Below are 23,558 nucleotides of genomic sequence, written 5' to 3' on the forward strand. Positions count from 1 at the left end.
CGCGCACCGGGACAGCGTCACGCCCGCGCACAAGCCGGCGCCACGGGTGCGCGGGCGTGTGCGCGAGCCGCTGTCAGTGGCCGGGTGCAGACTGGCACTGTTCCGGCACAACGACGTTTCCGGGAGGTCCAGAACCATGACCGACGTATTGCTCACCGCAGGCACCCGCAAGGGGCTTTTCATCGGCCGCAGACGCGGCGGGACCTGGGAGATCACGGGCCCGCACTTCAACGCGCAGGCGATCTACTCGGTGGCCGTGGACACCAGGGGGGACACCCCGAGAATCCTGGTCGGCGGGGACAGCGCCCACTGGGGGCCGTCCGTCTTCCACTCGGACGATCTGGGCGAGTCCTGGGTCGAGCCACGGCAGCCGGCGGTGAAGTTCCCCAAGTCCACCGGGGCTTCGCTGGAGCGGGTCTGGCAGTTGCATCCGGCGGGCCCCGAGGCGCCGGACGTGGTCTACGCGGGCACCGAGCCGGCCGCGTTGTTCCGCTCGGAGGACCGGGGCGAGTCGTTCGAGCTCGTCCGTCCGCTCTGGGAGCACCCGACCCGCTCGCGGTGGGAGCCGGGCGGCGGCGGCGAGGGGCTGCACACCGTCCTGACCGACTCCCGGGACGCCAAGGCCGTGACGGTCGCCGTGTCGACGGCGGGGGTGTTCCGGACGAAGGACGGCGGGGCGAGCTGGGAGCCGTCGAACAAGGGCGTCTCCGCGGTCTTCCTCCCGGACCCGGATCCGGAGTTCGGGCAGTGCGTCCACAAGGTCACCCGGGACGCGGCCGACCCGGACCGGCTCTATCTGCAGAACCACTGGGGCGTGTTCCGCAGCGACGACGCCGGTGACCACTGGAGCGACATCGGCGCGGGGCTGCCCTCCGACTTCGGGTTCGCCGCCGCCGCGCACCCGCACCGCGGCGATACGGCGTATGTCTTCCCGATCAACGCCGACGCCGACCGGGTCCCGGCGGAGCACCGCTGCCGGGTGTTCCGTACGACCGACGCGGGGCGCACCTGGGAGCCGCTCTCCGAGGGCCTGCCGGACGGGGCGCACTACGGCACGGTGCTGCGGGACGCGCTCTGCACCGACGACGCGGACCCCGCCGGGGTCTACTTCGGCAACCGCAACGGCGAGTTGTACGCCAGCGCGGACGACGGGGACACCTGGCAGCAGCTCGCCTCCCATCTGCCGGACGTCCTGTGCGTACGGGCGGTGGCGCTCGGCTGACGGGTGGCCGGCCGGAGCACCGACGGCAGTTGATCGGAGTGGTCGTATCAGCAGTAGAGTGCGGGCCGTGGCAGCACGACCGTTGAAAGAGATCATCGAGCCCGGGTGGGCCGACGCCCTCGAACCCGTCGCCGAACGCATCGCCGCTATGGGCGACTTCCTCCGCGCCGAGATCGCGGCGGGACGCACGTACCTGCCCTCCGGGGCGCATGTACTGCGGGCGTTCCAGCAGCCGTTCGAGGAGGTGAGGGTGCTGGTCGTCGGCCAGGATCCGTATCCCACCCCGGGACACGCGATCGGGCTGAGCTTCGCGGTGGCCCCCGACGTCCGGCCGCTGCCGGGCAGCCTGGAGAACATCTTCCGGGAGCTGCACGGGGATCTGGGGCTGCCCAGGCCGTCCAACGGCGATCTCACTCCGTGGACCAGACAGGGAGTGCTGCTGCTCAACAGGGCACTGACCACCGCGCCGCGGCGGCCCGCCGCCCACCGGGGCAAGGGCTGGGAAGAGGTGACCGAGCAGGCGATCAAGGCACTGGTGGCCCGGGGCACTCCACTGGTGTCGGTCCTGTGGGGGCGTGACGCCCGCAATCTCCGCCCGCTGCTGGGTGACTACCCGGCGATCGAGTCCGCGCACCCCTCCCCCATGTCCGCGGACCGGGGCTTCTTCGGTTCGCGGCCGTTCAGCCGGGTGAACGAACTGCTGGAGCGCCAGGGAGCGCAGCCGGTGGACTGGCGGCTTCCGTGACTCACGCAGGGCCAGCCGGTCCCGGTGCGTATGTCCTCGGGGTCGACTCCGGGGGCTCCGGGTTGCGGGTGGCGCTCGGCCGGGTCGAGGAGCCGGGGCCCCTCGCGACGACGGTCTGCGCCGAACCGGTACGGACGGGTCCGGGCGGCATCGACGCCGGGCATCTGCTGGATCAGCTGCTGCCCGCCGCCCGGGAGTTGCTGGACCGGGCTTCGGACGCCGCGTCGGCGGAGGGCCGGAGCGACGCCCCGCGAGCTCACGGCGCTCCGGCGGGTGAGGTCGCGGCGGTGGCGATCGGGGCCGCCGGGATGGCCACGCTGGGCGAGCGGTTGCGGGCGGAGCTTCCCGGCGCACTCGCAGAAGCCCTGGGGGTACGCCGGGTGGCACTGGCCGCCGACGCGGTGACGGCCTACGCGGGCGCGGTGGGGCAGCGCCCGGGCGCGGTCGTCGCGGGCGGCACGGGCATGATCGCCCTCGGTACGGACCTGAAGGAGTGGCACAGGGCCGACGGGTGGGGTCATCTTCTGGGTGACAGTGGCGGCGGCGCGTGGATCGGCCGGGCCGGGCTGGACGCGGCGATGCGGGCCCATGACGGGCGGCGTGGCGGTTCCGCCGCGCTGCTGGACCGGCTGCGGGCCGTGTTCGGGCCGGCGGAGGAGCTGCCGGGGTTGCTCTATCCACGTTCCGACCGACCGGCCGTGCTGGCCTCGTTCGCCCCGGAGGTGGCGGCGTGCGCCGGAGCGGATCCCATCGCCGCCGGCATTCTGCGCCAGGCCGCGGGCCATGTCGCGGAGGCGGCGGCGGCCGTGTGCCCGGCGCCCGCCGGATCGGACGGTGAGCCGGGCGAGGGCGGCGGGACCGGTGAAGTGGCCCTGACCGGCGGCCTGTTCCGGATGGGCGAACCGCTGGTCGCACCTCTGCGCGAGGAACTGGCACGGCTGCTGCCGGGGGCCCGGGTGACCGTCGCGACGGGCGATCCACTGACGGGCGCACTCCGGATCGCGCGCGCCCTGGCAGCCGGGGACCTGCGTCTGCCGCGTCACCCGACGATGCTGTTCGTGCCCCTGGAGCAGGAGACCGGACAGCATGCGGATCCGGTGGTGCGCGCCTCACCCCGGTCGGGGTGACGGGGAGAAGGACGAACGGGCGAACCGGGTGAAACAGCGAGCCGACAGACAGGGACACTCCGGCGGTACATCACTCATCGGACATAAGCGGATAGTTAACGCTCGACCTGCCCCTCCCCGAACGGAGGGGCAGGTAAAACCAGTAGCATGCGGCGCCATGAGCACCCCCACTGGGCCCGCTTCCGGCCTGCCTGTACGAATGCCGCGACCTCGCCAGTCCGGACGGCACCGCCGCCCGGAGCCCGTGGTCGCACCCGAGGGCGCTGCCGCGCTCGTTCTCGCCGTTCCCGGTATCCCCTCCTCGGCCACGCGCAGCCTGGCCGAGGAAGTGATCAGCATCGCCCGTTCCGAGCTGCCCGGCCTCAACGCCCGGATCGGCTACCTCGACGGCGACGATGCCGAGTACCCGACCCTTGCCACCGTTCTCGCCCATAACGCCGCCGAGCGCGTCGCGCGCTTCGAGCAGGCCGTCGCGGCCGGCCGTGAGGTCGCCGAGCCCACCGGTCCGTCCGCCGTCGTGGTCCCGCTGCTCGCGGGTCCGGACAGCGCGCTGATCCGGCGGATACGGCAGGCCGTGATGGACAGCGGTACGCAGGCCGAGCTGACCGATGTGCTCGGCCCGCACCCGCTGCTCGCCGAGGCCCTGCACGTACGGCTGTCGGAGGCCGGTCTCGCGCGCGCCGACCGTGCCCGGCTGTTCACCGTCGCCACGGCCGCCGACGGCATCGTGCTGGCCACCGTGGGCGGGGAGGAGGCCGTGCAGGCCGCGGGGATCACCGGCATGCTGCTGGCCGCCCGGCTCGCGGTGCCGGTGATGGCCGCCGCGCTGGACGTGGAGGGCTCGGTCGCCTCGATCGCGGAGCAGCTGCAGGGCTCGGGCTCCGCGCAGCTGGCGCTGGCGCCGTACCTGGTGGGTCCGGAGGTCGACCCCGGCCTGCTGGACGCCGCCGCGAAGGAGGCGGGCTGCGCGACGGCCGAGCCGCTGGGCGCCTACCCGGCGATCGGCAAGCTGGTGCTGTCCCTGTACGCCACGACGCTGGGCATCACGCCGGCGACGCCGCAGGGTGCCCAGGGAGCTCAGGCGCACTGACCGGAGGCCGTCGCCCTCGGGCGGCGGCTCGGGAAGCCGGACAGCGCGGCGGGCCCGGACCGGAGGAGAAATCCCCGGTCCGGGCCCGCCGCGCTGTTCCCGGGATGTTGTGGCCGAGCGGCCGCAGGGGCCGGAGGTCAGACGAGGACGACGCAGGAGACCGCGGGGCCTCGACCGAGCCCGCGTGCCGCGGGATGCCGGTCTCGGCGTCCACGGCGAACCAGCTGACGTTCCCCGAGTGCTCATTGGCCGCGTACAGCCACTGCCCGCTCGGGTCGAGGGTGAGGTCGCGCGGCCAGCGGCCGCCACAGCCGACGGTTGCCACCAGAGCCGCCTTCTCGCCGCTCTCGTCGAGGGTGAGGACCGAGATGCTGTCGTGCCCGCGGTTGGCGGTCCACAGGAAGCGTCCGTCGCGGGCCACGACCACCTCGGACGGGTAGGTGCGCACCGCCTCGTCGGCCGTTTCGTGCTCGGGCAGCACCGGGGTCTCCCCGAGGACGTCGAGGCGGCCCGTCGCCGCGTCCCAGCGGCACACGGTGAGGGTCGGTTCCAGCTCACCCAGGACGTAGGCGAGGGCGCCCGAGGGGTGGAAGGCCAGGTGGCGCGGTCCGGTGCCCGGACGCAGCGCCGTCTCGCCGTGCAGACGCAGGGCCCCGGTAGCGGGGTCCAGGGCGCAGACGCGTACGGAGTCGGTGCCGAGGTCCACGCTGACCAGCCAGTTCCCGGAGGGGTCGGCGAGGACCTGGTGGGCGTGTGGGCCCTCCTGACGGTCGGCGTCCGGGCCGCTGCCCTCGTGCTGAAGCACCGAGGCCGCCGCCCCGAGGGAGCCGTCGGCGAGGACCGGCAGGGCGGTGACGCTGCCGGAGGTGTAGTTGGCGGTGACCAGGTGGTCCGCGGCGAGCGCGAGGTGGGTGGGCGCATCGCCGTCGACATCCTGGGCGGGGCCCAGGAGCGTCGGTACGTCCCCGTCGACGGCGAAGGCGGCGGCGACGCCCGGGGCGCTTTCCCCGACGGCGTACAGGACCGTGCCGCTCCCACGGGAGCCGACCGCGAGGAAGGAGGGGTCGGGCACGGCGTCCGTGGACCCGAGGACGGTCAGGGCTCCGGTCTCCCGGTCCACGGAGGCGGCGGTGATGCCGAGCCCGCCCGCCGAGGTGAACGACCCCAAGAATGCCCGCCCGGCGCTGTTGCCGATCATTGCGCTACCCCTCTTCACCGTCGCCGTGATCTTCACGGGCGACGGTAGCAGGCAGGCCGCTGCGGTCCAGACCAATCCAGGGCATCGTCGGGCGGGGCGGGCGGTCACTCGCAGGGTGAGCGACCGGCGCCCCTCAGTCGGCCCGAGGAGGGGTCAGTGGTCGTCCCAGTGGCCGTCGTGAGCCGCATGGCGGTGGCCGTCGTGCACATAGTCCAGGTGGTCGCCATGCCTGACCGCCACATGCCCGCAGCTCTCACCGTGGACGTGGTCATGGCCGGCGTGCTCGTGGTGCCCGGCGGCCTCGCACTCGTCCGTGTGGCCTTCGTGTTCACGGTGCAGATGACCGTCATGCACGTAATCGACGTGATCGTCGTGAGGGACCGCCACGTGTCCACAGCCTTCGCCGTGCGCGTGATCGTGTCCGGGATGCGGCTTGTGCTGCAGGGATGTTGCCACGCTGTCCATCTCCACATGCTCGGGCGACCGTCCGGTCGAGGGACGGCTGCAGCGAACTCTCGCCTTGTTCCTCCCCTTACGGGCAAGGCTGCCACGAGGGACATACGAGAGCAAAAGGGCCACCTCGACCGTACAGAGGACTCGACCGTGCGGGGCGCGACCGTGCGGAGGAGTCGACCGTGCGCCGGAAGCGCACGCCTCCGGACGTCAGGCGCTCGTGGACGCCGCGCGCGGAGCGTGGCTCAGCGGGCTGGCGAGTCCGGCGAGCGCTCGCTCCAGGCCATGCAGGTGGGCCAGGGCCGGGTCGACGGCAGCGGCGGGCAGTTCGGGCAGGTGGAAACCGCGGGCGCCCTCGGGCGCGGTCAGGGCTTCGACGGCCGCCTCCACCCGGGAGCACGCGGCGGACAACCGCGCGTCGTGCGAGGCGTCCGGGTCGGCGGCGATGGAGGCCAGGCCCCGTACCTCCCGTACGCAGTCGTCCAGCAGCGCGATCACCTGGCGGGCGCGTGCCTTGCGGGCCGGCAGCGGACTCAGGGGGTGCACCAACGGCGCGAGGGAGAGCCTGACCCGGCCGAGCAGCATCTCCAGCTCGGCGACGCGGGGCGCGGGGTCGGCGAGCGTCGACCCGGCGAGCCGGTCGGCCGCCTCGGCCGTGCAGGCGTGGACGCACCGCAGCGCCTTCTGGATCCACGCGTCGGTGATGGCGTGGGTGGTGACGGGGAGCACCAGCAGCACGGCGAGCACCGCGCCGAGCGCGCCGACGGCGGTCTCCGCGACGCGCAGCCAGAGCAGGGCGGCGTCCAGGACGCCCAGCGCGCCGTAGAGCATGCCGGCCATCAGCGTCACGAAGAACATCATCCAGCTGTACGAGACCGCCGCCGTGTAGAAGATGCCGAAGACGCCGACCGCGACGACGGCGGCGGTCGGGACGGGGGCGCCGTCGAGCGGGATGGCCACGGCGAAACCGGAGACGATGCCGATCACGGTGCCGAGGACCCGGCGGAATCCGCGGACGAGCGTCTCGCCGCGCGAGGTGGTGTTGACGAAGACCCACCAGGTGGCGCCGACCGCCCAGTACCACCGCTCGTCGGACAGGACTTGCCCGATGCCGAGCGCGAAGGCCCCGCCCAGGGTGGCCTGGACGGCCTGCCGGGTGGTGACGCGCAGTCGGCCCCGGATCTCCGGTGGCGCGGGCTGGGCCGCGGCCGGGAGGCGTCGCTCGTAGCACCAGAGGCCGAAGCGCACGGCGGACGAGGCGCACAGGGACAGCGCCACGGCGGCGTACAGCTCGGGGAGCTGGCCGGGCACGGTGTGCAGGAACTGGGCGGCGAAGAACATCATGAACGCGAAGACGCCCAGCGCGTGACCGCGCGGTCCCCAGCGCCGGGCGTACACGCCCGCCCCCATCACGCCGAGGAAGACCAGGTCCCGGGCGAGGGGCTGATCGTGCAGGACCGCCGCGACGGCGAGGACGGGCAGACCGGCGACCGGGAGGAGGGCGGTGGTGGCGGCCTGCCCACGCACCGTCGGGTCGGTCACGGTGAAGAGGGCGAGCAGAGCCGCGAGGCCGCCGGTGATGGCCGCGACGAGCGAATGCCCGACGAGCCCGCACAGCGCGACGGCGAGGCCGATGCCGACCACGGCACGGCAGGCGAAGCGCAGCCGGGCCCGCCCCGGGTCCGGCGCCACGAACACCCTCTTCAGCACGCTTCCACCCCTTCCGCGTCGCCGCAGAACTCGCATGAAAAAGGCGCCGCGGAAGTCCGCAGCGCCATCGACGCCACCATTGCAGCATCTGTCGGACCCTTGGATCAAACCGGGAGCAATCTCCTGTACCAATGGACCAGCAAAAGGGGCGAAAATTCGGCCACGAGCATGCCAACGGACCATCCGGGGATGAGACGGGCCGTCCCCGGGATGAGTACGCGTACTCATCCCCGGAGAGCCTCCCCGGCGCAGGATCCCGACATGGACATGGACACGGGTACGCGCACGGCCGGCTTCGGGCGTCGGCGCGAGCCGCGCACCGGCACGGCGAACCTTCTGGTGTTCCTGGGCCTCCTGCCGCTCGACATCCTGGTGGGCGGTTACGCCTGGCTGGCCGTCGGCATGCGGGGCTGGGCCGCGGCGCACACCGGTGAGGACGCCGTCCTCCCGGTGACGGAGCTGCTGTGGAGCGGGGGTGCACTGGCGGCGATCGGGCTGGCCCTGTGCTGGGGACGGTTCTGGGCGGCCGCCGTGGCCCAGTTCGCCCTGACGGCCGTGGTGATGGCCGTGCTGTCGTCGTCCTACGGGTGAAGGGCGGCCATGGGTGACAGGTGGTCCGCCCGTCACGGCCTCGGCGTTCCGGGACGGCCGCGTCGCCCTGGGTACAGTCGGGTCCGGACAGGACGGCTCGGAAGGAGATCGGCGGATCATGGCGGTGGACGCTCTCGACACCCGGATCCTGCGCCTGCTGATCGAGCAGCCGCGCACCAGCGTCCGGGAGTACGCGCGCATCCTCGGCGTGGCCCGCGGCACCCTGCAGGCGCGGCTCGACCGGCTGGAGCGCGACGGCGTGATCACCGGCACCGGGCCGACCCTCTCCCCCGCCGCGCTCGGCCACCCCGTGCTCGCCTTCGTCCACCTGGAGGTCACCCAGGGGCATCTGGTCGAAGTGGGTGACGCGCTGGCGGCCGTGCCCGAGATCATCGAGGCGTTCTCGACGACGGGCGGCGGCGATCTGCTGACCCGCGTCGTCGCCCGGGACAACGGGCACCTGGAGGACGTGATCCAGCGGCTGATCCAGCTGCCGGGGGTGGTCAGGACCCGGACCGATGTGGCGCTGCGCGAGCGTGTGGCGCACCGGGTGCTGCCGCTGGTGGAGTCCGTGGGACGCGCGGCGGGAGACCGTGACCGGCCGGGGCCCGGGGCCGCTGCCGGGTGACCGGAGCGCTCTTCCCGCGGACGGCTCGGCGGACGGGGCTCCCGGCCGCGGCGACGCCCGCGCACACGGCAGGGGCCGGGAGGCGTGGCGGGCCGTCAGCCGAGCCCGGTGAAGGGGCCGTCGGGGCATCCGGGCTCCGCCGGACCGATATCCTGATCATGTCGTTCGCCGCACCGCCCAGGACTCCGCCGGAGACCGGGTGCCCCGGGGTGCCGACAGCCGGAGCGGGCCACCATTCGAGATAGGTGTACAGGTGCTGGTAGCTGGTCGGTACCGATTGGTATCCCCCATCGGGCGTGGCGGCATGGGCGAGGTGTGGCGCGCCACGGACGAGGTCCTGGGACGGGCCGTGGCCGTGAAGCTCCTGCTGGGGGACCAGGCGGACGCCTCGTCGACCGCCCGCTTCCGGCTGGAGGCCCAGACCGCCGCCCGGCTGAGCCATCCGCATCTGGTGGCCGTGTTCGACTTCGGCGCCTGGGAGGACCGGTTCTTCCTGGTGATGGAGCTGGTCGAGGGGCAGAGCCTCGGCGACCTGCTGGCCGCCCAGGAGCGCGTCCGCCCTGAACTGGTCGCCCGGATCGCCGGACAGGCGGCCGCCGGCCTTGCCGCGGCGCACCGCCAGGGCATCGTCCACCGCGACATCAAGCCGGGCAACCTGATGCTGGACGCGGACGGTTCGGTGAAGATCGGCGACTTCGGGATCGCCCAGTTCGTCGACGATCCCTCGACCGCGCTGACGACGGCCGGTCACATCGTCGGCACCAGCCTCTACCTGGCCCCCGAGCGGGCGCTGGGGCGGACCGCCGACTCGGCCTCCGACATGTACTCCCTGGGCTGCGTCATCTATCAACTGCTGCTCGGGCAGCCCCCGTTCCGCTCCGACACGGCGACCGCGACGCTGTACCAGCATGTCGACACCCCGCCGGTCCGCTGCGGCAGCGCGGTGTGGAGATCTCCGCCGCCTTCGACGCGTATCTGCTCGGGCTGCTGGCCAAACAGCCGGAGGAGCGGCCCACCGCGCAGCAGGTCTCCGACTGGTTCCGCACCGACGCCTGGCGCGGCCTGCCGGAGCCCCTCCCCGCGCAGACGCCCACATCGCACCGGGCGACCGCCCCCATGGCTCCGAGGCCCTCCCCCGCGGCCCCGCCCGCACCGGTCGGCCCGACGACATACCGGCTCCCGGGGCCCACGGGACGCAGACGGCAGGCGCCGGCCCGTTCGGCTCCGGCCCGTCGTCGTCGCAGTACCCGCGAGGCGATCCGCCGGCGCCCCAGGGTGGCCAGCGCCATCGCGGGCACGGCGACGTTCCTGGCCGCCGTGTACCTGGGGATGATTCTGTTCTCCCCGGACTCCAGCTCAGCCGGTACGCCGGACCAGAGCCCGCCCTCGGCCCCGTCGGTCCCCTCGCAGGACGCCGGCGACGGCGATCAGCAGCAGGGCACGCAGCAGCAGGAGCGCGACGGGGACGGAGAAGAGGACGGGGAGGACGAGCGGGACGACTGAGTCCCGCTCGCCGCTCACCCGTTCGTCACTCCCCGTCCGCCGCCGTCACCAGCGACCGTGGACCTCCGCGCGGATCGACCGGTCGTACAGCTCGCGCACGGCGTCCAGCGTGCTCTGCGGCAGCGGCGGCAGGGATGCGGCCGCCGCGTTGGCGCGGGTCTGTTCCACCGAACGCGCCCCGGGGATCACGCTGGTGACGCCCGGCTGCTGGATGATCCAGCGCAGCGCGGTCTGCGCGGGGGTGGCGCCCTCCGGGGCCAGCTCGGCGAACTCGGCCGCCGCGGCGACGCCGGTGGCGTAGTCGATGCCGGAGAACGTCTCGCCCTGGTCGAACGCCTCGCCGTGCCGGTTGTACGTCCGGTGGTCCTCGGGGCCGAAGACGGTGTCCTTGGTGTACTTGCCGGAGAGCAGGCCGGAGGCGAGGGGACCCGGGCGATGATGCCGACGCCCGCGGCGGCGGCCGCCGGGAGGACCTCGTCGAGCGGCTTGAGGCGGAACGGGTTGAGGATGATCTGCACGCTCGCCACGCCGGGGCGCGCGATGGCGGCCAGCGCCTCGGCGCAGGTCTCGACGCTCACCGCGTAGGCGGCGATCCGCTGCTCGGCGACCAGGGTGTCCAGGGCGTCGTAGACGGCGTCGGAGGAGTAGACGCTGCTGGGCGGGCAGTGCAGTTGTACGAGGTCGAGTGTGTCGGTGCCGAGGTTGGCCCGGGAACGGTCGTTCCAGGCGCGGAAGTTGTCCAGGACGTAGTTCTCCGGCACCTGGTCGGCGCGGCGGCCCATCTTGGTGGCGACGAAGACGTCCGCGTCGGGGCGGTTCTTGAGGTAGTGGCCGATGAGCTGTTCGCTGCGGCCGTCCCCGTACACGTCCGCGGTGTCGAAGAAGGTGACGCCGGATTCGACGGCCGCGTCGAGGACGTCGAACGCGTCGCCCTCCGCGACCTCGCCCCAGTCACCGCCGAGTTGCCAGGTGCCCTGTCCGACGACCGAGACGTCACGGCCGGTCCTGCCGAGTGTGCGCTGTTCCATGGGGATCATGCTATTCCGCTTCTCGTGCCCGGCGGGGCGGGGCGGGCGAGACGGACGGGGCAGGGGCGGACGGCGGCAGGAGCACCTCTGCCGCCGTCCACGTTTCCGGGGCTCCCGGTCAGTCGCCGGTCGTCACGACGTCGTCACCCGGACGTAGTCGATGATCATCTGCTGCGGGAACCGGGTGGAGCCGTCGGGGTCGCCGGGCCAGTAGCCGCCGACCGCGAGGTTCAGGATGAGGAAGAAGGGCTTGTTGAACACCCACGGGTTGCCGCCCAGGTCGGCGGGGGTGCGCCGCTGGAAGACGTTGCCGTCGACGGACCAGGTGATGGAGTCGGGCGCCCAGTCGACGGCGAAGGTGTGGAAGTCGTCGGCGAACGCCTGCCCGTCGGGGAGGGTGTACGCGGCGCCGATGCCGCCCGAACCGGAGTAGCCGGGGCCGTGCAGGGTGCCGTGGACCGTGCCGGGCTCGAAGCCGACGTTCTCCATGATGTCGATCTCGCCGCTGTCGGGCCAGCCGACATTGCCGAAGTCGTCGCCCAGCATCCAGAAGGCGGGCCAGATGCCCTGGCCACGCGGGATCTTGATCCGGGCCTCGACATGGCCGTAGGCGGCGGCGAACTTTCCGGAGGTGTTGAGCCGGGACGAGGTGTACTCGCACGCCCCGTACCAGCACGGGTAGTTGCCCGGGTTCTCCTTCCGGGCGGTGATCACGAGGTTGCCCTGGCCGTCGAGCGCGGCGTTGTCGTTGCCCGGGGTGTAGTACTGCCGCTCGTGGTTGTTGACGTTGTCGCCGGTCTCGATCTGCCACTTGCCGCCGTCGACGGCGGCACCGGCCGGCCCGTCGAACTGGTCCTCGAAGGCGACGGCCATGGCGCCCGGCCCGGGGGACGGGGAGTCGGCGGCGGGTGCGGCGGACGCTCCGCCGGGGAGTGCGGTGAGGATGGCGGAACAGCAGAGCAGCGAGGCCGCGTAGAGGGCGACGCGGCGGCGCCGGGAGACGCTGCGCGCGGTGGAGTGCGTGGGGTGCACGGTCATCACATCACTTCGCGTGGGGGGACATACGCATGAAGGGCATGCGCATGACAGATCAACACCGAGAGGTGAACGGTTGGGGCGAACGCCTCGGGCGCATATTTCACTTCTTGATTTAAGGGAGTGCCACAGGTGCCGTCAATAACCTGGTCCGGACCGGAGAGGGAACGGCATGTCTCTTCGGCATATGCGTCTGAAGGCAGTGGCCCCGTCGTGCGGTTCCCACGGGGCGGCGGCAGAGTGGAGATACGGACCGGACGGCGAAGGGAGCACGACGTGGAGAGCGACAGCACACCGCGGCCCCACTTCGTCGTGCAGATCCATGACGCGCGACGGCTGCATTTCGACTTCCGGCTGGAGGTCGACGGCGTGCTGAAGTCCTGGGCGGTGCCTCGCGGGCCGTCGGAGAACCCCAGCGACCGACGGCTCGCCGTGCCGACCGAGGATCACGCTCTGGAGTACCGCGAGTTCGAGGGCGTCATCCCCCGGGGCGAGTCCGGCAGCGGCACGGTCATCGTCTGGGACCAGGGCACCTACCGGCCGCTCGGCCACGACGGGCAGGGCGACTCCGTCCCCTTCTCCGAGTCCCTGGAGCTGGGCCACGCGACGTTCTGGCTGTACGGTTCGAAGCTGCACGGCGAATTCGCGCTCACCCGCGTCCAGAAGGGCGACGAGCCGGACAGCGGCGGCCATGAGGCCTGGCTGCTGATCAAGGCCAACGACCGCCTCGCCGTACGCGACCGGCCGGGTTCGCCCGATCCGTACCACGCCCGGTCCGCCCGTACGGGACGGACGCTGCACCAGGTCGCCGCGGCGGCCCGGGGCGGCGAGGACTGACCCACCGGTCGGACGAACGCCCCCTCGTGCCAATCCTGTTGTCCGGACGCCGGGTATCGCCCCGGCCCGTCCTGATCGATGATGTTGCCCGGGGCCGCCGCCCCGGCAGGCAACGGCCGTTGACGAAGGGGTGGTCATGCGGGAGCAGCCGACGGACGCGGACGCACGGGAGACGGACGCCCAGGTGATCGTGGTGGGGGCGGGCCCGGCCGGCTCCTCGGCCGCGTACCACCTGGCGCGCGCCGGGGTGGACGTGATCCTGCTGGAGAAGGCCCGCTTCCCCCGCGAGAAGGTGTGCGGTGACGGCCTCACCCCGCGGGCGGTGCACCAGCTCATCCGGATGGGCGTCGACATCACCGCACCGGGCTGGACGCGTTCACGCGGGATGCGCTGGGTGGCCGGGAAGCACCAGGTGCACATCGAGTGGCCGGCGTTGGACCGCTATCCGGACTTCGGCCTCTCCCGCAGCCGGCACGACTTCGACGACATCCTGGCCCGGCACGCCGTGGCGGCGGGGGCCCGGCTGTACAGCGGCTGGAAGGCGGAGCGGCCGCTGACGGACCGGGCGGGCCGGGTCACGGGGATCGCCGCGTCCTCGGACTCCCCGGACGTGCCGGACCCGGTCGACTTCCGCGCGCCCGTCGTCATCGCCGCCGACGGGGCGTCCGCCCGTCTCGCCCTGGCGCTGGGCCTGGAGCGGGACCCGCGACGCCAGATCGCGACCGCCGCCCGGCGCTACTACCGCAGCCCGGAACGCTCCCGGGAGGAGTACCTGGAGCTGTGGGCCGACCTCCGCTTTCCCGGCACAGGCCCGTACCTCCCCGGCTACGGCTGGATCTTCCCGATGGGCGACGGCCGGGTCAACGTCGGGCTCGGGGCGCTCCCCACCGGCGGCACGGCAAGGCGGACCTGCGCGCCACCCTGGACCAGTGGCTGGCCCGCACCCCGGAGCAGTGGGGGCTGCGCGAGGACAACGCGGAGGGACCGGTGCGCAGCGCCGCCCTGCCCCTCGGTTTCAACCGCCATCCGCTGTACGCCCGAGGGCTGTTGCTGGTCGGTGACTCCGGCGGGATGGTGAGCCCCTGGAACGGCGAGGGCATCGCCCAGGCGATGGAGGCGGGCGAGGTGGCCGCCGAGACCACGGCTCTCGCCCTGGCGCACCCTCAAGGACACCGCCGCGAACAGCTGCTGCACGGCTACCCGGTGGAGATGAACCGCCGCTGGGGCCGCTACTACCGGCTGGGCAACACCGCGGCCGACCTGCTCTTCAGCCGCTCGGGCTTCCAGCCGGTGCTCAACCGCTACGTCCTGGGCTCGCCGTTCCTCCTCGATCTGCTGGCCCGGCTGCTGACCGACCTCACGGACAAGCCGTCGCGCGATGTGGCCGACCATGTCCTCAACACGGCGTTCCGCCTGGTCCCGACCCCGAGGCCGCCGAACAGGGCTGGCTGATAGGGAGGTTGCCCGGGCAGCCTGATCATGGAACCCGTGAGCGGACACTCTACAGACCTGTAGATTATCTCCGTCGTAGACCGCTCCAGAGAAAGCAGCAGCCATGTTGGGGATCGGCGAACTCACCCTTGTCCTTCTCGTGATCGTGGTGGTCCTGAGCATCAAGAGGCTGCCGGATCTGGTGCGGTCCGCCGGCAAGGCCGCGCGCATCCTCAAGAGCGAGAAACGGGCCCTCAAGGAGCAGGACGCCCCGCGGGCCGCTCCCCCGGGCACCGGCCCGGGCGCCGCGAACGACGACGCCCGGCCGTCTCCCCGGGTGATCCGCGGGGAGACGACCGAGCGTCGGGACCTGTAGCGCCGGTCAGGCGGCGGTCGGCGGGTGCAGCAGCCTGGCGAGCAGGTCGTCCAGGCTGACCAGTCCGGTGATCCGTCCTTCCCCGTCCCGGACGACCGCGATCGTGGCGCGCCGCTCGCGCAACTGCTCCACCGCGTGCGCCGCGGTGGCGTCCGGGGCGAGTTCCGGGACCGGGCGGGCCAGGTCCCGGGCGAGGACCGCCCGGCCTCCGGCGCGGGCCACGAGGGCGTCCCTGGCGTGCACCGATCCGAGGACCTCCTCCCCGTCCCGTACCAGCAGGCGGGTGCGGTCGGCGGCGGCGGCGGTGGCCAGGACCTCGTCGAGCCCCGCGTCGGCCCGGACGGTCGCGATCCGTTCGGCCGGGATCCGCACGGTGGAGACCGGGGCCTGCGGTTCGGTCAGGGACCGGGTCATCAGGCCGGAGTCGCCCTGGCTGATCAGCCCCAGCCGCTCGGACTCCTCGATGAGGTGGGTGAGCTGGTCCCGGTTGTGCACCGAGGCCAGCTCGTCGCGCGGGGTGACCCGGCAGAGCCGCACCAGGCCGTTGCTGATCCAGTTCATCAGCCGGATCAGCGGCCGTACGGCGTTGACCAGGGCCCGGAAGGCCGGGCTCAGGAGCATCGCCGAGCGCTCCGGGTGGGCGATGGCCCAGGATTTCGGGGCCATTTCGCCGACCACCATGTGCAGGAACACGACGATGATCATCGCCAGCGCGAAGGCGATGCCGTAGCTGAGGGCCGCGGGCAGTCCGAGCTTCTCCAGCAACGGGTCCAGCTCGTGCGAGATGGCGGGCTTGGAGACGGAGCCGAGGCCCAGGGTGCAGATGGTGATGCCGAGTTGGGCGCCCGCCAGCATCAGCGACAGCTCACGCATGCCGGTGAGCGCCGCCTTGGCACCGCGCTGCCCGCGGGCGGCGGCCTGTTCCATGCGGTGCCGTTTGGAGGCGACGAGGGCGAATTCGGCGGCGACGAAGAAGCCGCTGCCGATCAGCAGCAGGAGGGTCACGAAGAGGGCCAGGGGGAAGCTCATGCCTGCGGCTCCTGTCCGGTGCGATCGGCGTCGGTGGTCCGATCGGCGTCAGCGGGGCGGTCCTCGCGCTCGATGCGGACGTACTCGGCGACGTGCCGGTCCAGCGAGCGGACGGTGATCCGGACGCCGGGGACGGTCAGCCGGTCCCCCACCGTCGGGAAGCGGCCGAGCCGGTCGATGATCAGTCCGGCCAGGGTGTCGTAGTCGTCGCTCTCCTGGGGCAGTTCGACCCCGGTGGCCTCCTCGATCTCGTCGAGGCGGCGACCCGCGTCCACGATCCAGCCGGAGCCGTCGACGACCGCGAGTTCGACGACGGTGTCGGACTCGTCGGCGATGTCCCCGACGAGCTCCTCGGCGATGTCCTCGTATGTGACGATCCCGGCGAGACCGCCGTGCTCGTCCAGGACCACGGCGAACTCGTCGTCCCGCTCCCGCATCTGCGCGACCGCCGCCGGGAGCTTGAGCAGTTCCGGCAGCAGGAGGGGGCGGCGGGCAAGGGAGCCGACGGTGGTGCGGCCGATCTCCGCGGCGGGCAGCCGCATCAGTTCCCGCACGCCGAGGACCCCTGCCGGGTCGTCGGGGTGGTCACCGAGCACCGGGTAGTTGGAGTGGCCGTGCCGGGCGATCAGCTCGACGGCCTCGGTGGCGGGGGCGTCGCGGCGGACGAAGGCGACGTCGGCGCGCGGGATCATCACCTCGCCCAGGGTCCGCTCGGAGAACTCCAGGGCGTGGTCGATCAGTTCGGCGGTGGCGGCGGGCAGCTCGCCCTGTTCGCGGGATTCGCCGATGAGGTGGCCCAGTTCCTCCAGGGTGGCGCCGTGATGCAGTTCCTCGACGGGTTCGATGCCGATCCGGCGCAGCAGCCGGTTGGCCGCGCTGTCGAAGATGTGGATCACCGGGCCGACGACCCGGAGGTAGAGCAGGGTGGAGGCGGCCAGGGACTTCGCCATCCGCTCCGGGACGGCGAGGGCCAGGTTCTTGGGGGCGAGTTCACCCAGGACCATCTGGATGACGGTGGCCACCACGAAGGACAGCACGACGGAGATGCCGGAGACCACGCCGTCGGGCACACCGGTGCCGCTGAGAACGGGCCGCAGGAGCGCGGAGACGGACGGTTCGGCGAGGAAGCCGACGATCAGCCCGGTGACGGTGATGCCGAGCTGGGCGCCGGAGAGCATGAACGAGAGGCGCTCCAGCACCTTCACGGCGCGGGCGGCCCGCTTGTCACCGGCCGCGGCCTCCCGCGAGAGAGTGAGGCGGTCGGCGGAGACGTAGGCGAACTCCTGGGCCACGAAGTAGCCGGTTCCGGCGGTGAGGACGAAGACGGCCAGGAGGCCGAGCAGTGCGGCGATCACCGGGTCCTCGCCCCGTAGGAGCGGCGGCCGGTCCGGCCCGTGGCCGCGTCGGCGGACCGGATGCGGTGGAAGTCAGGCCCCGGAGGGCGAAGGTCAGGCCCCGAAGGGCCCGTACTGGCGTACAACGCGTGGCTCCTGTCCGGCTGGGTGGTTCCAGCCACTGTGTGGAGGGGTGCGGCCGGCTCCGCCGCACCGGCACGTTCCGGCTCTGCCCACGGCCGGGCCTGCCGTCCATGAACTCTACAGCGAAGTAGATGGGCGGTTCGGGGGCGCCTTCCGTGGCGAGAACCGTACGCCAAAGGGAACGCATCCGGACCGAACGGACGCCCTCTACAGCGGGGTCGCCGCCTTCAGAACGAGGAACAGGGCGACGGCCGCGTTGAGTGCGGACAGTGCGGAGACGGTCGCGCCGGCCGCTGCGACGAGCGCCGCGGCCCCGGCCGGGGTGAGGGCCGGGGGCCAGCTGCGGTCCGGCGGCACCGGCCCCAGGAGCGCCGCCACCCGGCGGGGCACCGGGCCCGCGGTGGCGAAGGCGGCGAAGGCCGCGCCGCCGGGCACCGGGCGCGCGACGAGCGCCGCCTTGCCGACCGCGCGGGCGGTCAGCCGGCGGTCGCCGGTGACCCGGGCCGCCTCCTCGTCGGCCCAGCGCTCCGTGCTGTAGACCAGGGCCCCGAGCAGCGGCCACAGCAGGGGGTTGACGCAGCCGGCCAGCCGGGTCGCGAGCAGCAGCCGATGGTGGCGTCCCGTCAGGTGGGCCCGCTCGTGGGCGAACAGGGCCCGGTGCTCGGCCGGTTCGAGGGAGGCGAGCATCGCCGTGGAGACCATCACCTTTCCCGGAGAGCCGGGGAGCGCGTAGGCGTACGGCGTCGCGTCGGGCAGCACGGCGACGTCGTCGGCCCCTCCCAGCCCCCGGAGCGCCCGGTGGGCCCGGGCCCGGAAGCGGAAGTGGCGGTGGACGGTGAAACCGCAGGCCCCGGTCACGACGACGAGCGCCAGGATGGACGCCTTGCCCGCGAACGCGTCGTGCGGCACGGCATCGCGGACCTCGTCGTCGGACCAGCCGTCGGGCAGCGGGTTGCCGGGCAGCTGGGCGGTGCCCACGACCACCAGCAGGCCGAGGCAGAGCAGGCTGCAGGAGGCGAGGATGACGGCGACGGTGGTGAGCAGCCGGGCGGCCCCGCGGGGGTGCAAGTGCTGTTCGGCCAGGCGCGCGATGGGCAGCGCGGTCAGAGGGAGCACGAGGGGCAGGTAGACGAAGACCCCCATCGTCAGCGCTCCGGCCGGTCCGAGGGCGCGCCGGTGTCGTCGGGTCCGCTCTCGGCGAGCAGGGACCGCAGCAGGTCCTCGTCGTGGGAGGAGAGGACGGAGACGAAGCTGGAGAGCACCGCGTCACGGTCGCTCTGTTTGTCGAGGAGCCGGCGCATCCGCAGGGCGGCGAGCCCCGCCTCGTTCGCGACGGGCTCCCACAGCACGGGACGCCCCCGCCCGGTGCGCGTGACCGCCTGCTTGGCGTGCAGCCGGGTCAGGATGGTGATGACCGTGCTGTACGAGAGGTCCGCGTCGAGCCGCTCCAGCACCCAGGCGGCGGTCACCGGTTCGCTCGCCTCGCCCAGCACCGACAGCACCTGGGCCTCCAGTTCACCCTGGCCGCGCCTGCGGGCGGGCGTCTCCCGTTCACCACCGGCTCTGTCGGCGTTCACGGCGCGGCCCCTCTCTCCGTCTCGCCGTCCGGCTCTCCCGGTTCGGCCGCCCGGCTGTGGCACTGGACCCGCCGGGGATGGGGGAATCGTATCCAGCCGGGCCGGGCACCGGCCACCGACCTACCGCTCACACCCGGGCGGCGCGCACTACTCGCCCGCCCCCCGGCCCGCCTCCTGGCCCGCCTCCTGGCCCGCCTCCTGGCCCAGGAAATCTACAGTGCTGTAGATTTTCCTCACCGCTGCCGGACAAAGGGAGAAGATCATGGGTGTGAGCCTCGCCAAGGGTGGAAACGTCTCGCTGAACAAGGAGGCCCCCGGGCTGACCGCGGTCCTCGTCGGTCTCGGCTGGGACGTCCGTACCACCACCGGCACCGACTACGACCTGGACGCGAGCGCGCTGCTCTGCGACGAGTCGGGCAAGGTGCTGTCCAACGGGCACTTCGTCTTCTACAACAACCTGAAGAGCCCCGACGGTTCGGTCGAGCACACCGGCGACAACCTCACCGGTGAGGGCGAGGGCGACGACGAGATCGTCAAGGTCGATCTCGCGTCGGTGCCCGCGAACGTCGCGAAGATCGTGTTCCCGGTCTCGATCCACGACGCCCAGAGCCGGGGCCAGAGCTTCGGCCAGGTCCGCAACGCGTACATCCGGGTGGTCAACCAGGCGGGCGGCGCGGAGATCGCCCGCTACGACCTCAGCGAGGACGCCTCCACCGAGACGGCGATGGTCTTCGGCGAGCTGTACCGGCACGGCGCGGAGTGGAAGTTCCGTGCGGTCGGGCAGGGTTACGCATCCGGGCTGAGCGGCATCGTCGCCGACTTCGGCGTCAGTCTCTGAGCCGCTCGGACACGATCACGGAAGGCGGAACGATGACGATCAACCTCACCAAGGGCCAGCAGGTCAGCCTCACCAAGTCCGGCGGCGGCGAGCTCGACGTCGTACGGATGGGTCTTGGCTGGAAGTCCGCTCCCCGCAAGGGTTTTCTGGCGCGGCTGACCGCGCGCGAGATCGACCTGGACGCCTCGGCGGTGCTCTTCGCGGGCCGGGACCCGCAGGACGTGGTCTTCTTCCAGCATCTGACCAGCGACGACGGCTCGGTCCAGCACACCGGGGACAACCGGGTCGGCGGGGCGGGCCAGGGCGGCGACGACGAGTCCATCGTCGTCGACCTGCGACGTGTACCCGCCCATGTGGACCAGATCGTCTTCACGGTGAACTCGTTCACCGGCCAGACCTTCGAGGAGGTCGAGGCGGCCTTCTGCCGGCTGGTCGACGAGAGCAACGGCCAGGAGCTGGCCCGGTACACCCTGACCGGTGGCGGGCGGCACACCGCCCAGATCATGGCCAAGGTCCAGCGCACCGGCTCGGGCTGGCAGATGACCGCGATCGGCGCGGCGGCGGACGGGCGGACCTTCCAGGACCTCATGCCCGCGGTCGCGCAGCACCTGTAGCTCCCCACCCCACACCTATCGACGCACGTATCGACCGAGGGACAGCATGGGCAGACCTTCCCGGCTCGGGGACGAGGACAGATCCGACTACGCGAGCGCGCTCGACGAGGTGATCGCCTCCCCGGAGATCCGCCGTCTGCTGGAGCGTTCGGGAGTCCCCGCCGACCGGCTGCGCGTCCGGGGTCTGGCGGCCGTGGCACGCACGACGGCCGCCGCCGACGCGGAGTACCGGAGGTACACGGCCCTGCGGCTCCGGGCGCGGGGCGCGCAGGGCGGGCGACGGGACGCCGGGGCGGCGCCGCTCTCCGGTCCCGGCGATCAGGAGCGGCCGGGGCCCGGGTGCTGGCGGTCCTCGGGGTGCTGACGCCGGTGCTCGCCGCCGTGGCCGCGGGCACGTTCCTGCTGCTCGGGTACGGCCTGCGGCTCGCCGGTGCCCTGGCCGCCCTGGCGGACACCCTCGTCGGCGTCGGCTGGTTCAGTCTGGCGGTCGCGGCGGCGACGGCCCTGGTCAGTGTGGTCGCCCTCTACCGGACGGCGGCGAAGCAGTCGGCGGCGGCCGTGCCCGGCCCGTCCGCCGCCGGCGATTCTCCCGCACTCGCCCAGGCCCGTCAGGCGTGGCTCGTGGCGTTGCGCGACCGGGGGGTCCGGCCGTTCCTCCTCCAGGAGCTGGCCGAGGCGCCGGTTTCCGTGCCGGGTGCGGGCGAGGGCCGGGGATCCAGGTTCAGTTCACCGGCGTTCGCGGGGCCCGAATACTCCGGTCCGGGGTTCGAGGGGCCGACGCCGCCCGCTCCCCGGCAGCCCGGACCAGGGCGGCCATGACCCGGGTGTCCCGGCCCATCTCCGGATGCCACTGCACCCCGAGCACCAGGCTTGCGTGGTCCGGGAGTTCCAGGGCCTCCACGGTCCCGTCCGGGGCGTGTGCGGAGGCCACCAGGCCGGTGCCGAGGCGGTCGACCGCCTGGTGGTGGTAGGCGGGCACCATGGCGGCCTCGGGGACGGCGTCCGCGTACACGGTGCCGGTCACGGGGGTCACCGCGTGGCTCCCGAAGACGCCGAGGCCGCCGGTGTGGTCCTCCAGGTGCTGGATCAGCGTGCCGCCGAGGGCGACGTTGAGCAGTTGCATGCCCCGGCAGATGCCGAGCAGAGGGACCTGCTGGTCGATCGCCGCCCGGATCAACGCCAGCTCCCAGGCGTCGCGTTCGCGGGCCGGGGGGCCGGTACGGGGGTCGGCGACCGCCCCGTACCGGACGGGCTCGACGTCCGCTCCCCCGGCGATCACCAGCCCGTCGAGGGCGGCGACGGTCTCCCGGGCCGCGTCCTCGGCGTCATCGGGCGGCAGCAGCACCGCCAGCCCGCCCGCCGCCCGGACGAGGCGCGGATAGGCGGCGGGGAGCAGCACCGCGGGCATCTCCCACACCCCCACCGCGCGGGGTCCTGGTAGGTGCTGATGCCGATGACGGGCCGGGGCATGGAACGTACTCCTTCGGGTCGGTCGGGGATGGCGTCGGCGGCCCGGGGGCCCGGTGTGCTCAGTCGCGGGCCAGTTCGGCCTCGGCCGCCGCCAGTGCGGCGAACTCCTCCTCCGGGGCTCCCGCGACCAGCCGGTGACGGCTGTAGAAGGCGAAGTAGGCGAGCGCCACCGCGTACACGGCGAGCGCGATGAACGCCGCGTCACGGTCCACCAGGAAGGTCGCCACCAGGGCCGAGCATGCCAGAGCGAAGGCGACGGACGAGGTGAGCGCGCCGCCGGGGGTGCGGTAGGGGCGCGGCAGCTCCGGTTCACGGCGGCGCAGCACCAGGTGGGAGAGGGCCATGAGCGCGTAGCTGATGGTGGCCCCGAAGACGGCGACGTTCAGCATCCGGCCGCCGTTGCCGCTCCAGGCGGCGAGCGTGAAGCCGATGACGCCGGGGATCAGCAGGCCGAGGTAGGGGGACTTGCGGCGGTTGGTGAGGGAGAGGAAGCGGGGCAGATAACCCGCCCGGGAGAGGGCGAAGAGCTGGCGGGATCCGGCGAAGATCAGGGAGAAGAAGGAGGCGACGAGTCCGGCGAGGCCCGCGTAGTTCACGAAGCGGCTCAGGGCTGTCGGTTCGCCGTCGCCCTGGAGGGCCACCACGAGCGGGTTCCCGGCCTCCTTGATGGCGTTCGCGCCCTGGGCGCCGGTGGCGGAGACGAAGGTGATGAGGGCCAGAAAGACCAGCACGGCCAGCGAGATGGCCAGGGCCTTGGGCATCGAGCGGACCGGGTCCTTGGCCTCCTCGGCGGCGAGCGGCACACCCTCGACCCCGAGGAAGAACCACATGCCGAAGGGGAAGGCGGCCCAGATCCCGAGGAGTCCGTACGGCAGCCAGGAGGAGGAGCCGAAGGCGGAGGCGTCGGCCGGGATGTCGTTGAGGCGGCCCGCGTCGAACTCGGTGAACGCGCCGACGGCGAAGATCAGCAGCGCGGCCACCGCGATGACGGTGACCACCAGGCTGAAGCGGAGTGCCTCGCCGACGCCCCAGAGATGGATCCCGATGAAGATCGCGAAGCAGGCGAGGTAGACGGGCCAGCCGGAGGTGAGGCCGAACAGGCCGAGCGATTCGACGTAGTCGCCGATGAAGAGGGAGATGGCGGCGGGGGCGAGGATGTACTCGATGAGGATGGCGGTCCCCGTCAGGAAGCCGCCCCAGGTGCCGAGCGCCCGCCGGGCGAAGCCGTAACCGCCGCCCGCCGTGGGGAGGATGGCCGAGAGTTCGGCCAGGGCGAAGACCAGACAGGCGTACATGACGCCCATCAGGACCATGGCCACGGCGAGTCCGCCGAAGCCGCCCTTGGACAGGCCGATGTTCCAGCCGGAGAAGTCGCCGGAGACGACGTAGGCGACGCCGAGCCCGGTCAGCAGGAGCCAGCCGGCGCTGCCGCGGCGCAGGGTCCGTCGGTGGAGGTACGCGTCCGTGCCGGACTTCGCCGGGCCCGCGTCACCGGGTGGTCCGGCGGGTGTTTCGGTTCCCTGAGCCATGAGGCGCTCCAGATGTGTGTCGACTTCATCGTTGGAACTGCTTCGATCA

At 72.8% G+C, this 23,558-nt stretch carries 18 protein-coding genes and 6 pseudogenes; 13 read left to right on the forward strand and 11 right to left on the reverse strand.

The genetic code is table 11. The features are described from left to right. Positions 1-136: 136 nt before the first annotated feature. The 4 genes from CCZ36_RS01970 (at position 137) to CCZ36_RS01985 (ending at position 4,184) form a co-directional block, all read left to right on the forward strand. Entirely contained in the window at positions 137-1,222 is a 1,086-nt protein-coding gene (locus CCZ36_RS01970; protein ID WP_069744426.1) for a WD40/YVTN/BNR-like repeat-containing protein, read from the forward strand. Positions 1,223-1,289: 67 nt separating this feature from the next. Beyond that, entirely contained in the window at positions 1,290-1,967 is a 678-nt protein-coding gene (locus tag CCZ36_RS01975) for a uracil-DNA glycosylase (protein WP_030112429.1), read from the forward strand. After that, the gene (locus CCZ36_RS01980) at positions 1,952-3,094 is read left to right on the forward strand and encodes an N-acetylglucosamine kinase (RefSeq protein WP_079149692.1); all 1,143 of its coding nucleotides are present in this window, start codon (positions 1,952-1,954) and stop codon (positions 3,092-3,094) included. The genes CCZ36_RS01975 and CCZ36_RS01980 overlap by 16 nt, the downstream gene beginning before the upstream one ends. Before the next feature lie 157 nt (positions 3,095-3,251). Beyond that, positions 3,252-4,184 carry a sirohydrochlorin chelatase gene (locus CCZ36_RS01985; protein ID WP_079134327.1) on the forward strand — a complete coding sequence of 311 codons (933 nt, stop codon included), beginning with the start codon at positions 3,252-3,254 and terminating at the stop codon, positions 4,182-4,184. Positions 4,185-4,321: 137 nt separating this feature from the next. Here the strand turns inward: CCZ36_RS01985 and CCZ36_RS01990 are convergent. The 3 genes and pseudogenes from CCZ36_RS01990 to CCZ36_RS02000 form a co-directional block, all read right to left on the reverse strand. Continuing rightward, positions 4,322-5,382 (reverse strand): annotated as a pseudogene (locus CCZ36_RS01990) (lactonase family protein). A gap of 153 nt (positions 5,383-5,535) precedes the next feature. Next, a complete protein-coding gene (locus CCZ36_RS01995; RefSeq protein WP_069739433.1) occupies positions 5,536-5,847 on the reverse strand; it encodes a hypothetical protein in 312 nt (103 codons plus the stop codon). 198 nt (positions 5,848-6,045) lie between these two features. Continuing rightward, positions 6,046-7,545: an FUSC family protein gene (locus CCZ36_RS02000; RefSeq protein ID WP_069744429.1), complete on the reverse strand. Its 1,500-nt coding sequence runs from the start codon at positions 7,543-7,545 to the stop codon at positions 6,046-6,048. A 261-nt stretch (positions 7,546-7,806) separates the two neighbouring features. Here CCZ36_RS02000 and CCZ36_RS02005 point away from each other — a divergent pair, with 261 nt between their 5' ends. From CCZ36_RS02005 to CCZ36_RS02015, 3 genes and pseudogenes are all read left to right on the forward strand, one after another. Continuing rightward, a complete protein-coding gene (locus tag CCZ36_RS02005) occupies positions 7,807-8,136 on the forward strand; it encodes a hypothetical protein (protein WP_069739435.1) in 330 nt (109 codons plus the stop codon). A gap of 118 nt (positions 8,137-8,254) precedes the next feature. Beyond that, positions 8,255-8,764: an Lrp/AsnC family transcriptional regulator gene (locus tag CCZ36_RS02010; RefSeq protein WP_069739436.1), complete on the forward strand. Its 510-nt coding sequence runs from the start codon at positions 8,255-8,257 to the stop codon at positions 8,762-8,764. Positions 8,765-9,068: 304 nt separating this feature from the next. Then, positions 9,069-10,267, forward strand: a pseudogene (locus CCZ36_RS02015) (serine/threonine-protein kinase). 45 nt (positions 10,268-10,312) lie between these two features. Here the strand turns inward: CCZ36_RS02015 and CCZ36_RS02020 are convergent. After that, positions 10,313-11,304 (reverse strand): annotated as a pseudogene (locus tag CCZ36_RS02020) (aldo/keto reductase). A 123-nt stretch (positions 11,305-11,427) separates the two neighbouring features. Then, on the reverse strand, positions 11,428-12,333 hold the full coding sequence (locus CCZ36_RS02025; protein ID WP_069739438.1) for a glycoside hydrolase family 16 protein: 906 nt from the start codon (positions 12,331-12,333) through the stop codon (positions 11,428-11,430). 273 nt (positions 12,334-12,606) lie between these two features. Here CCZ36_RS02025 and CCZ36_RS02030 point away from each other — a divergent pair, with 273 nt between their 5' ends. From CCZ36_RS02030 to CCZ36_RS02040, 3 genes and pseudogenes are all read left to right on the forward strand, one after another. Next, complete coding sequence (locus tag CCZ36_RS02030; protein WP_069739439.1) at positions 12,607-13,167, forward strand: DNA polymerase ligase N-terminal domain-containing protein; 561 nt, start codon at positions 12,607-12,609, stop codon at positions 13,165-13,167. Positions 13,168-13,303: 136 nt separating this feature from the next. Further along, positions 13,304-14,619, forward strand: a pseudogene (locus CCZ36_RS02035) (geranylgeranyl reductase family protein). Between the two features lie 103 nt (positions 14,620-14,722). Continuing rightward, positions 14,723-14,974, forward strand: a complete 252-nt coding sequence (locus CCZ36_RS02040; RefSeq protein ID WP_069739441.1) for a twin-arginine translocase TatA/TatE family subunit — start codon at positions 14,723-14,725, stop codon at positions 14,972-14,974. Positions 14,975-14,980: 6 nt separating this feature from the next. Here CCZ36_RS02040 and CCZ36_RS02045 read toward each other — a convergent pair whose 3' ends face one another. From CCZ36_RS02045 to CCZ36_RS02060, 4 genes are all read right to left on the reverse strand, one after another. Next, positions 14,981-16,003 (reverse strand): hemolysin family protein, encoded by a 1,023-nt coding sequence (locus tag CCZ36_RS02045; RefSeq protein WP_128816921.1) that lies wholly within the window; start codon positions 16,001-16,003, stop codon positions 14,981-14,983. Continuing rightward, positions 16,000-17,358 carry a hemolysin family protein gene (locus CCZ36_RS02050; RefSeq protein WP_069739443.1) on the reverse strand — a complete coding sequence of 453 codons (1,359 nt, stop codon included), beginning with the start codon at positions 17,356-17,358 and terminating at the stop codon, positions 16,000-16,002. Before CCZ36_RS02050 ends, CCZ36_RS02045 begins: the two co-directional genes overlap by 4 nt. 330 nt (positions 17,359-17,688) lie before the next feature. Then, positions 17,689-18,624, reverse strand: a complete 936-nt coding sequence (locus CCZ36_RS02055) for a M56 family metallopeptidase (protein WP_069739444.1) — start codon at positions 18,622-18,624, stop codon at positions 17,689-17,691. A 2-nt stretch (positions 18,625-18,626) separates the two neighbouring features. Continuing rightward, positions 18,627-19,058, reverse strand: coding sequence for a BlaI/MecI/CopY family transcriptional regulator (locus CCZ36_RS02060; protein WP_069743986.1), 432 nt, complete (start codon positions 19,056-19,058; stop codon positions 18,627-18,629). 262 nt (positions 19,059-19,320) lie between these two features. Between CCZ36_RS02060 and CCZ36_RS02065 the strand changes: the two genes are divergently transcribed. The 3 genes and pseudogenes from CCZ36_RS02065 (at position 19,321) to CCZ36_RS36500 (ending at position 21,329) form a co-directional block, all read left to right on the forward strand. Then, the gene (locus tag CCZ36_RS02065; RefSeq protein ID WP_128816922.1) at positions 19,321-19,896 is read left to right on the forward strand and encodes a TerD family protein; all 576 of its coding nucleotides are present in this window, start codon (positions 19,321-19,323) and stop codon (positions 19,894-19,896) included. Between the two features lie 32 nt (positions 19,897-19,928). Next, on the forward strand, positions 19,929-20,510 hold the full coding sequence (locus CCZ36_RS02070) for a TerD family protein (RefSeq protein WP_069739447.1): 582 nt from the start codon (positions 19,929-19,931) through the stop codon (positions 20,508-20,510). A 46-nt stretch (positions 20,511-20,556) separates the two neighbouring features. Beyond that, a pseudogene (locus CCZ36_RS36500) lies at positions 20,557-21,329 on the forward strand (hypothetical protein). Here the strand turns inward: CCZ36_RS36500 and CCZ36_RS02080 are convergent. Both CCZ36_RS02080 and eat read right to left on the reverse strand, forming a co-directional pair. Next, positions 21,232-21,980, reverse strand: a pseudogene (locus CCZ36_RS02080) (gamma-glutamyl-gamma-aminobutyrate hydrolase family protein). The pseudogenes CCZ36_RS36500 and CCZ36_RS02080 sit on opposite strands and share 98 nt — an antisense overlap. Positions 21,981-22,039: 59 nt before the next feature. After that, a complete protein-coding gene (eat, locus tag CCZ36_RS02085) occupies positions 22,040-23,509 on the reverse strand; it encodes an ethanolamine permease (RefSeq protein ID WP_069739450.1) in 1,470 nt (489 codons plus the stop codon). Between the last annotated feature and the right edge of the window lie 49 nt (positions 23,510-23,558).

The sequence above is a fragment of the Streptomyces sp. S063 genome (genome assembly GCF_002832675.1).
Classification (GTDB): domain Bacteria; phylum Actinomycetota; class Actinomycetes; order Streptomycetales; family Streptomycetaceae; genus Streptomyces; species Streptomyces sindenensis.

What these genes read in the sequence shown, in the direction of transcription:
- CCZ36_RS01970 (WP_069744426.1), top strand. Translation starts at nt 137, where the DNA reads ATGACCGACGTATTGCTCACCGCAGGCACCCGCAAGGGGCTTTTCATC.
- CCZ36_RS01985 (WP_079134327.1), top strand. Translation starts at nt 3,252, where the DNA reads ATGAGCACCCCCACTGGGCCCGCTTCCGGCCTGCCTGTACGAATGCCG.
- CCZ36_RS01995 (WP_069739433.1), bottom strand. Translation starts at nt 5,847, where the DNA reads ATGGACAGCGTGGCAACATCCCTGCAGCACAAGCCGCATCCCGGACAC.
- CCZ36_RS02005 (WP_069739435.1), top strand. Translation starts at nt 7,807, where the DNA reads ATGGACATGGACACGGGTACGCGCACGGCCGGCTTCGGGCGTCGGCGC.
- CCZ36_RS02010 (WP_069739436.1), top strand. Translation starts at nt 8,255, where the DNA reads ATGGCGGTGGACGCTCTCGACACCCGGATCCTGCGCCTGCTGATCGAG.
- CCZ36_RS02025 (WP_069739438.1), bottom strand. Translation starts at nt 12,333, where the DNA reads ATGACCGTGCACCCCACGCACTCCACCGCGCGCAGCGTCTCCCGGCGC.
- CCZ36_RS02040 (WP_069739441.1), top strand. Translation starts at nt 14,723, where the DNA reads ATGTTGGGGATCGGCGAACTCACCCTTGTCCTTCTCGTGATCGTGGTG.
- CCZ36_RS02045 (WP_128816921.1), bottom strand. Translation starts at nt 16,003, where the DNA reads ATGAGCTTCCCCCTGGCCCTCTTCGTGACCCTCCTGCTGCTGATCGGC.
- CCZ36_RS02055 (WP_069739444.1), bottom strand. Translation starts at nt 18,624, where the DNA reads ATGGGGGTCTTCGTCTACCTGCCCCTCGTGCTCCCTCTGACCGCGCTG.
- CCZ36_RS02065 (WP_128816922.1), top strand. Translation starts at nt 19,321, where the DNA reads ATGGGTGTGAGCCTCGCCAAGGGTGGAAACGTCTCGCTGAACAAGGAG.
- CCZ36_RS02070 (WP_069739447.1), top strand. Translation starts at nt 19,929, where the DNA reads ATGACGATCAACCTCACCAAGGGCCAGCAGGTCAGCCTCACCAAGTCC.
- eat (WP_069739450.1), bottom strand. Translation starts at nt 23,509, where the DNA reads ATGGCTCAGGGAACCGAAACACCCGCCGGACCACCCGGTGACGCGGGC.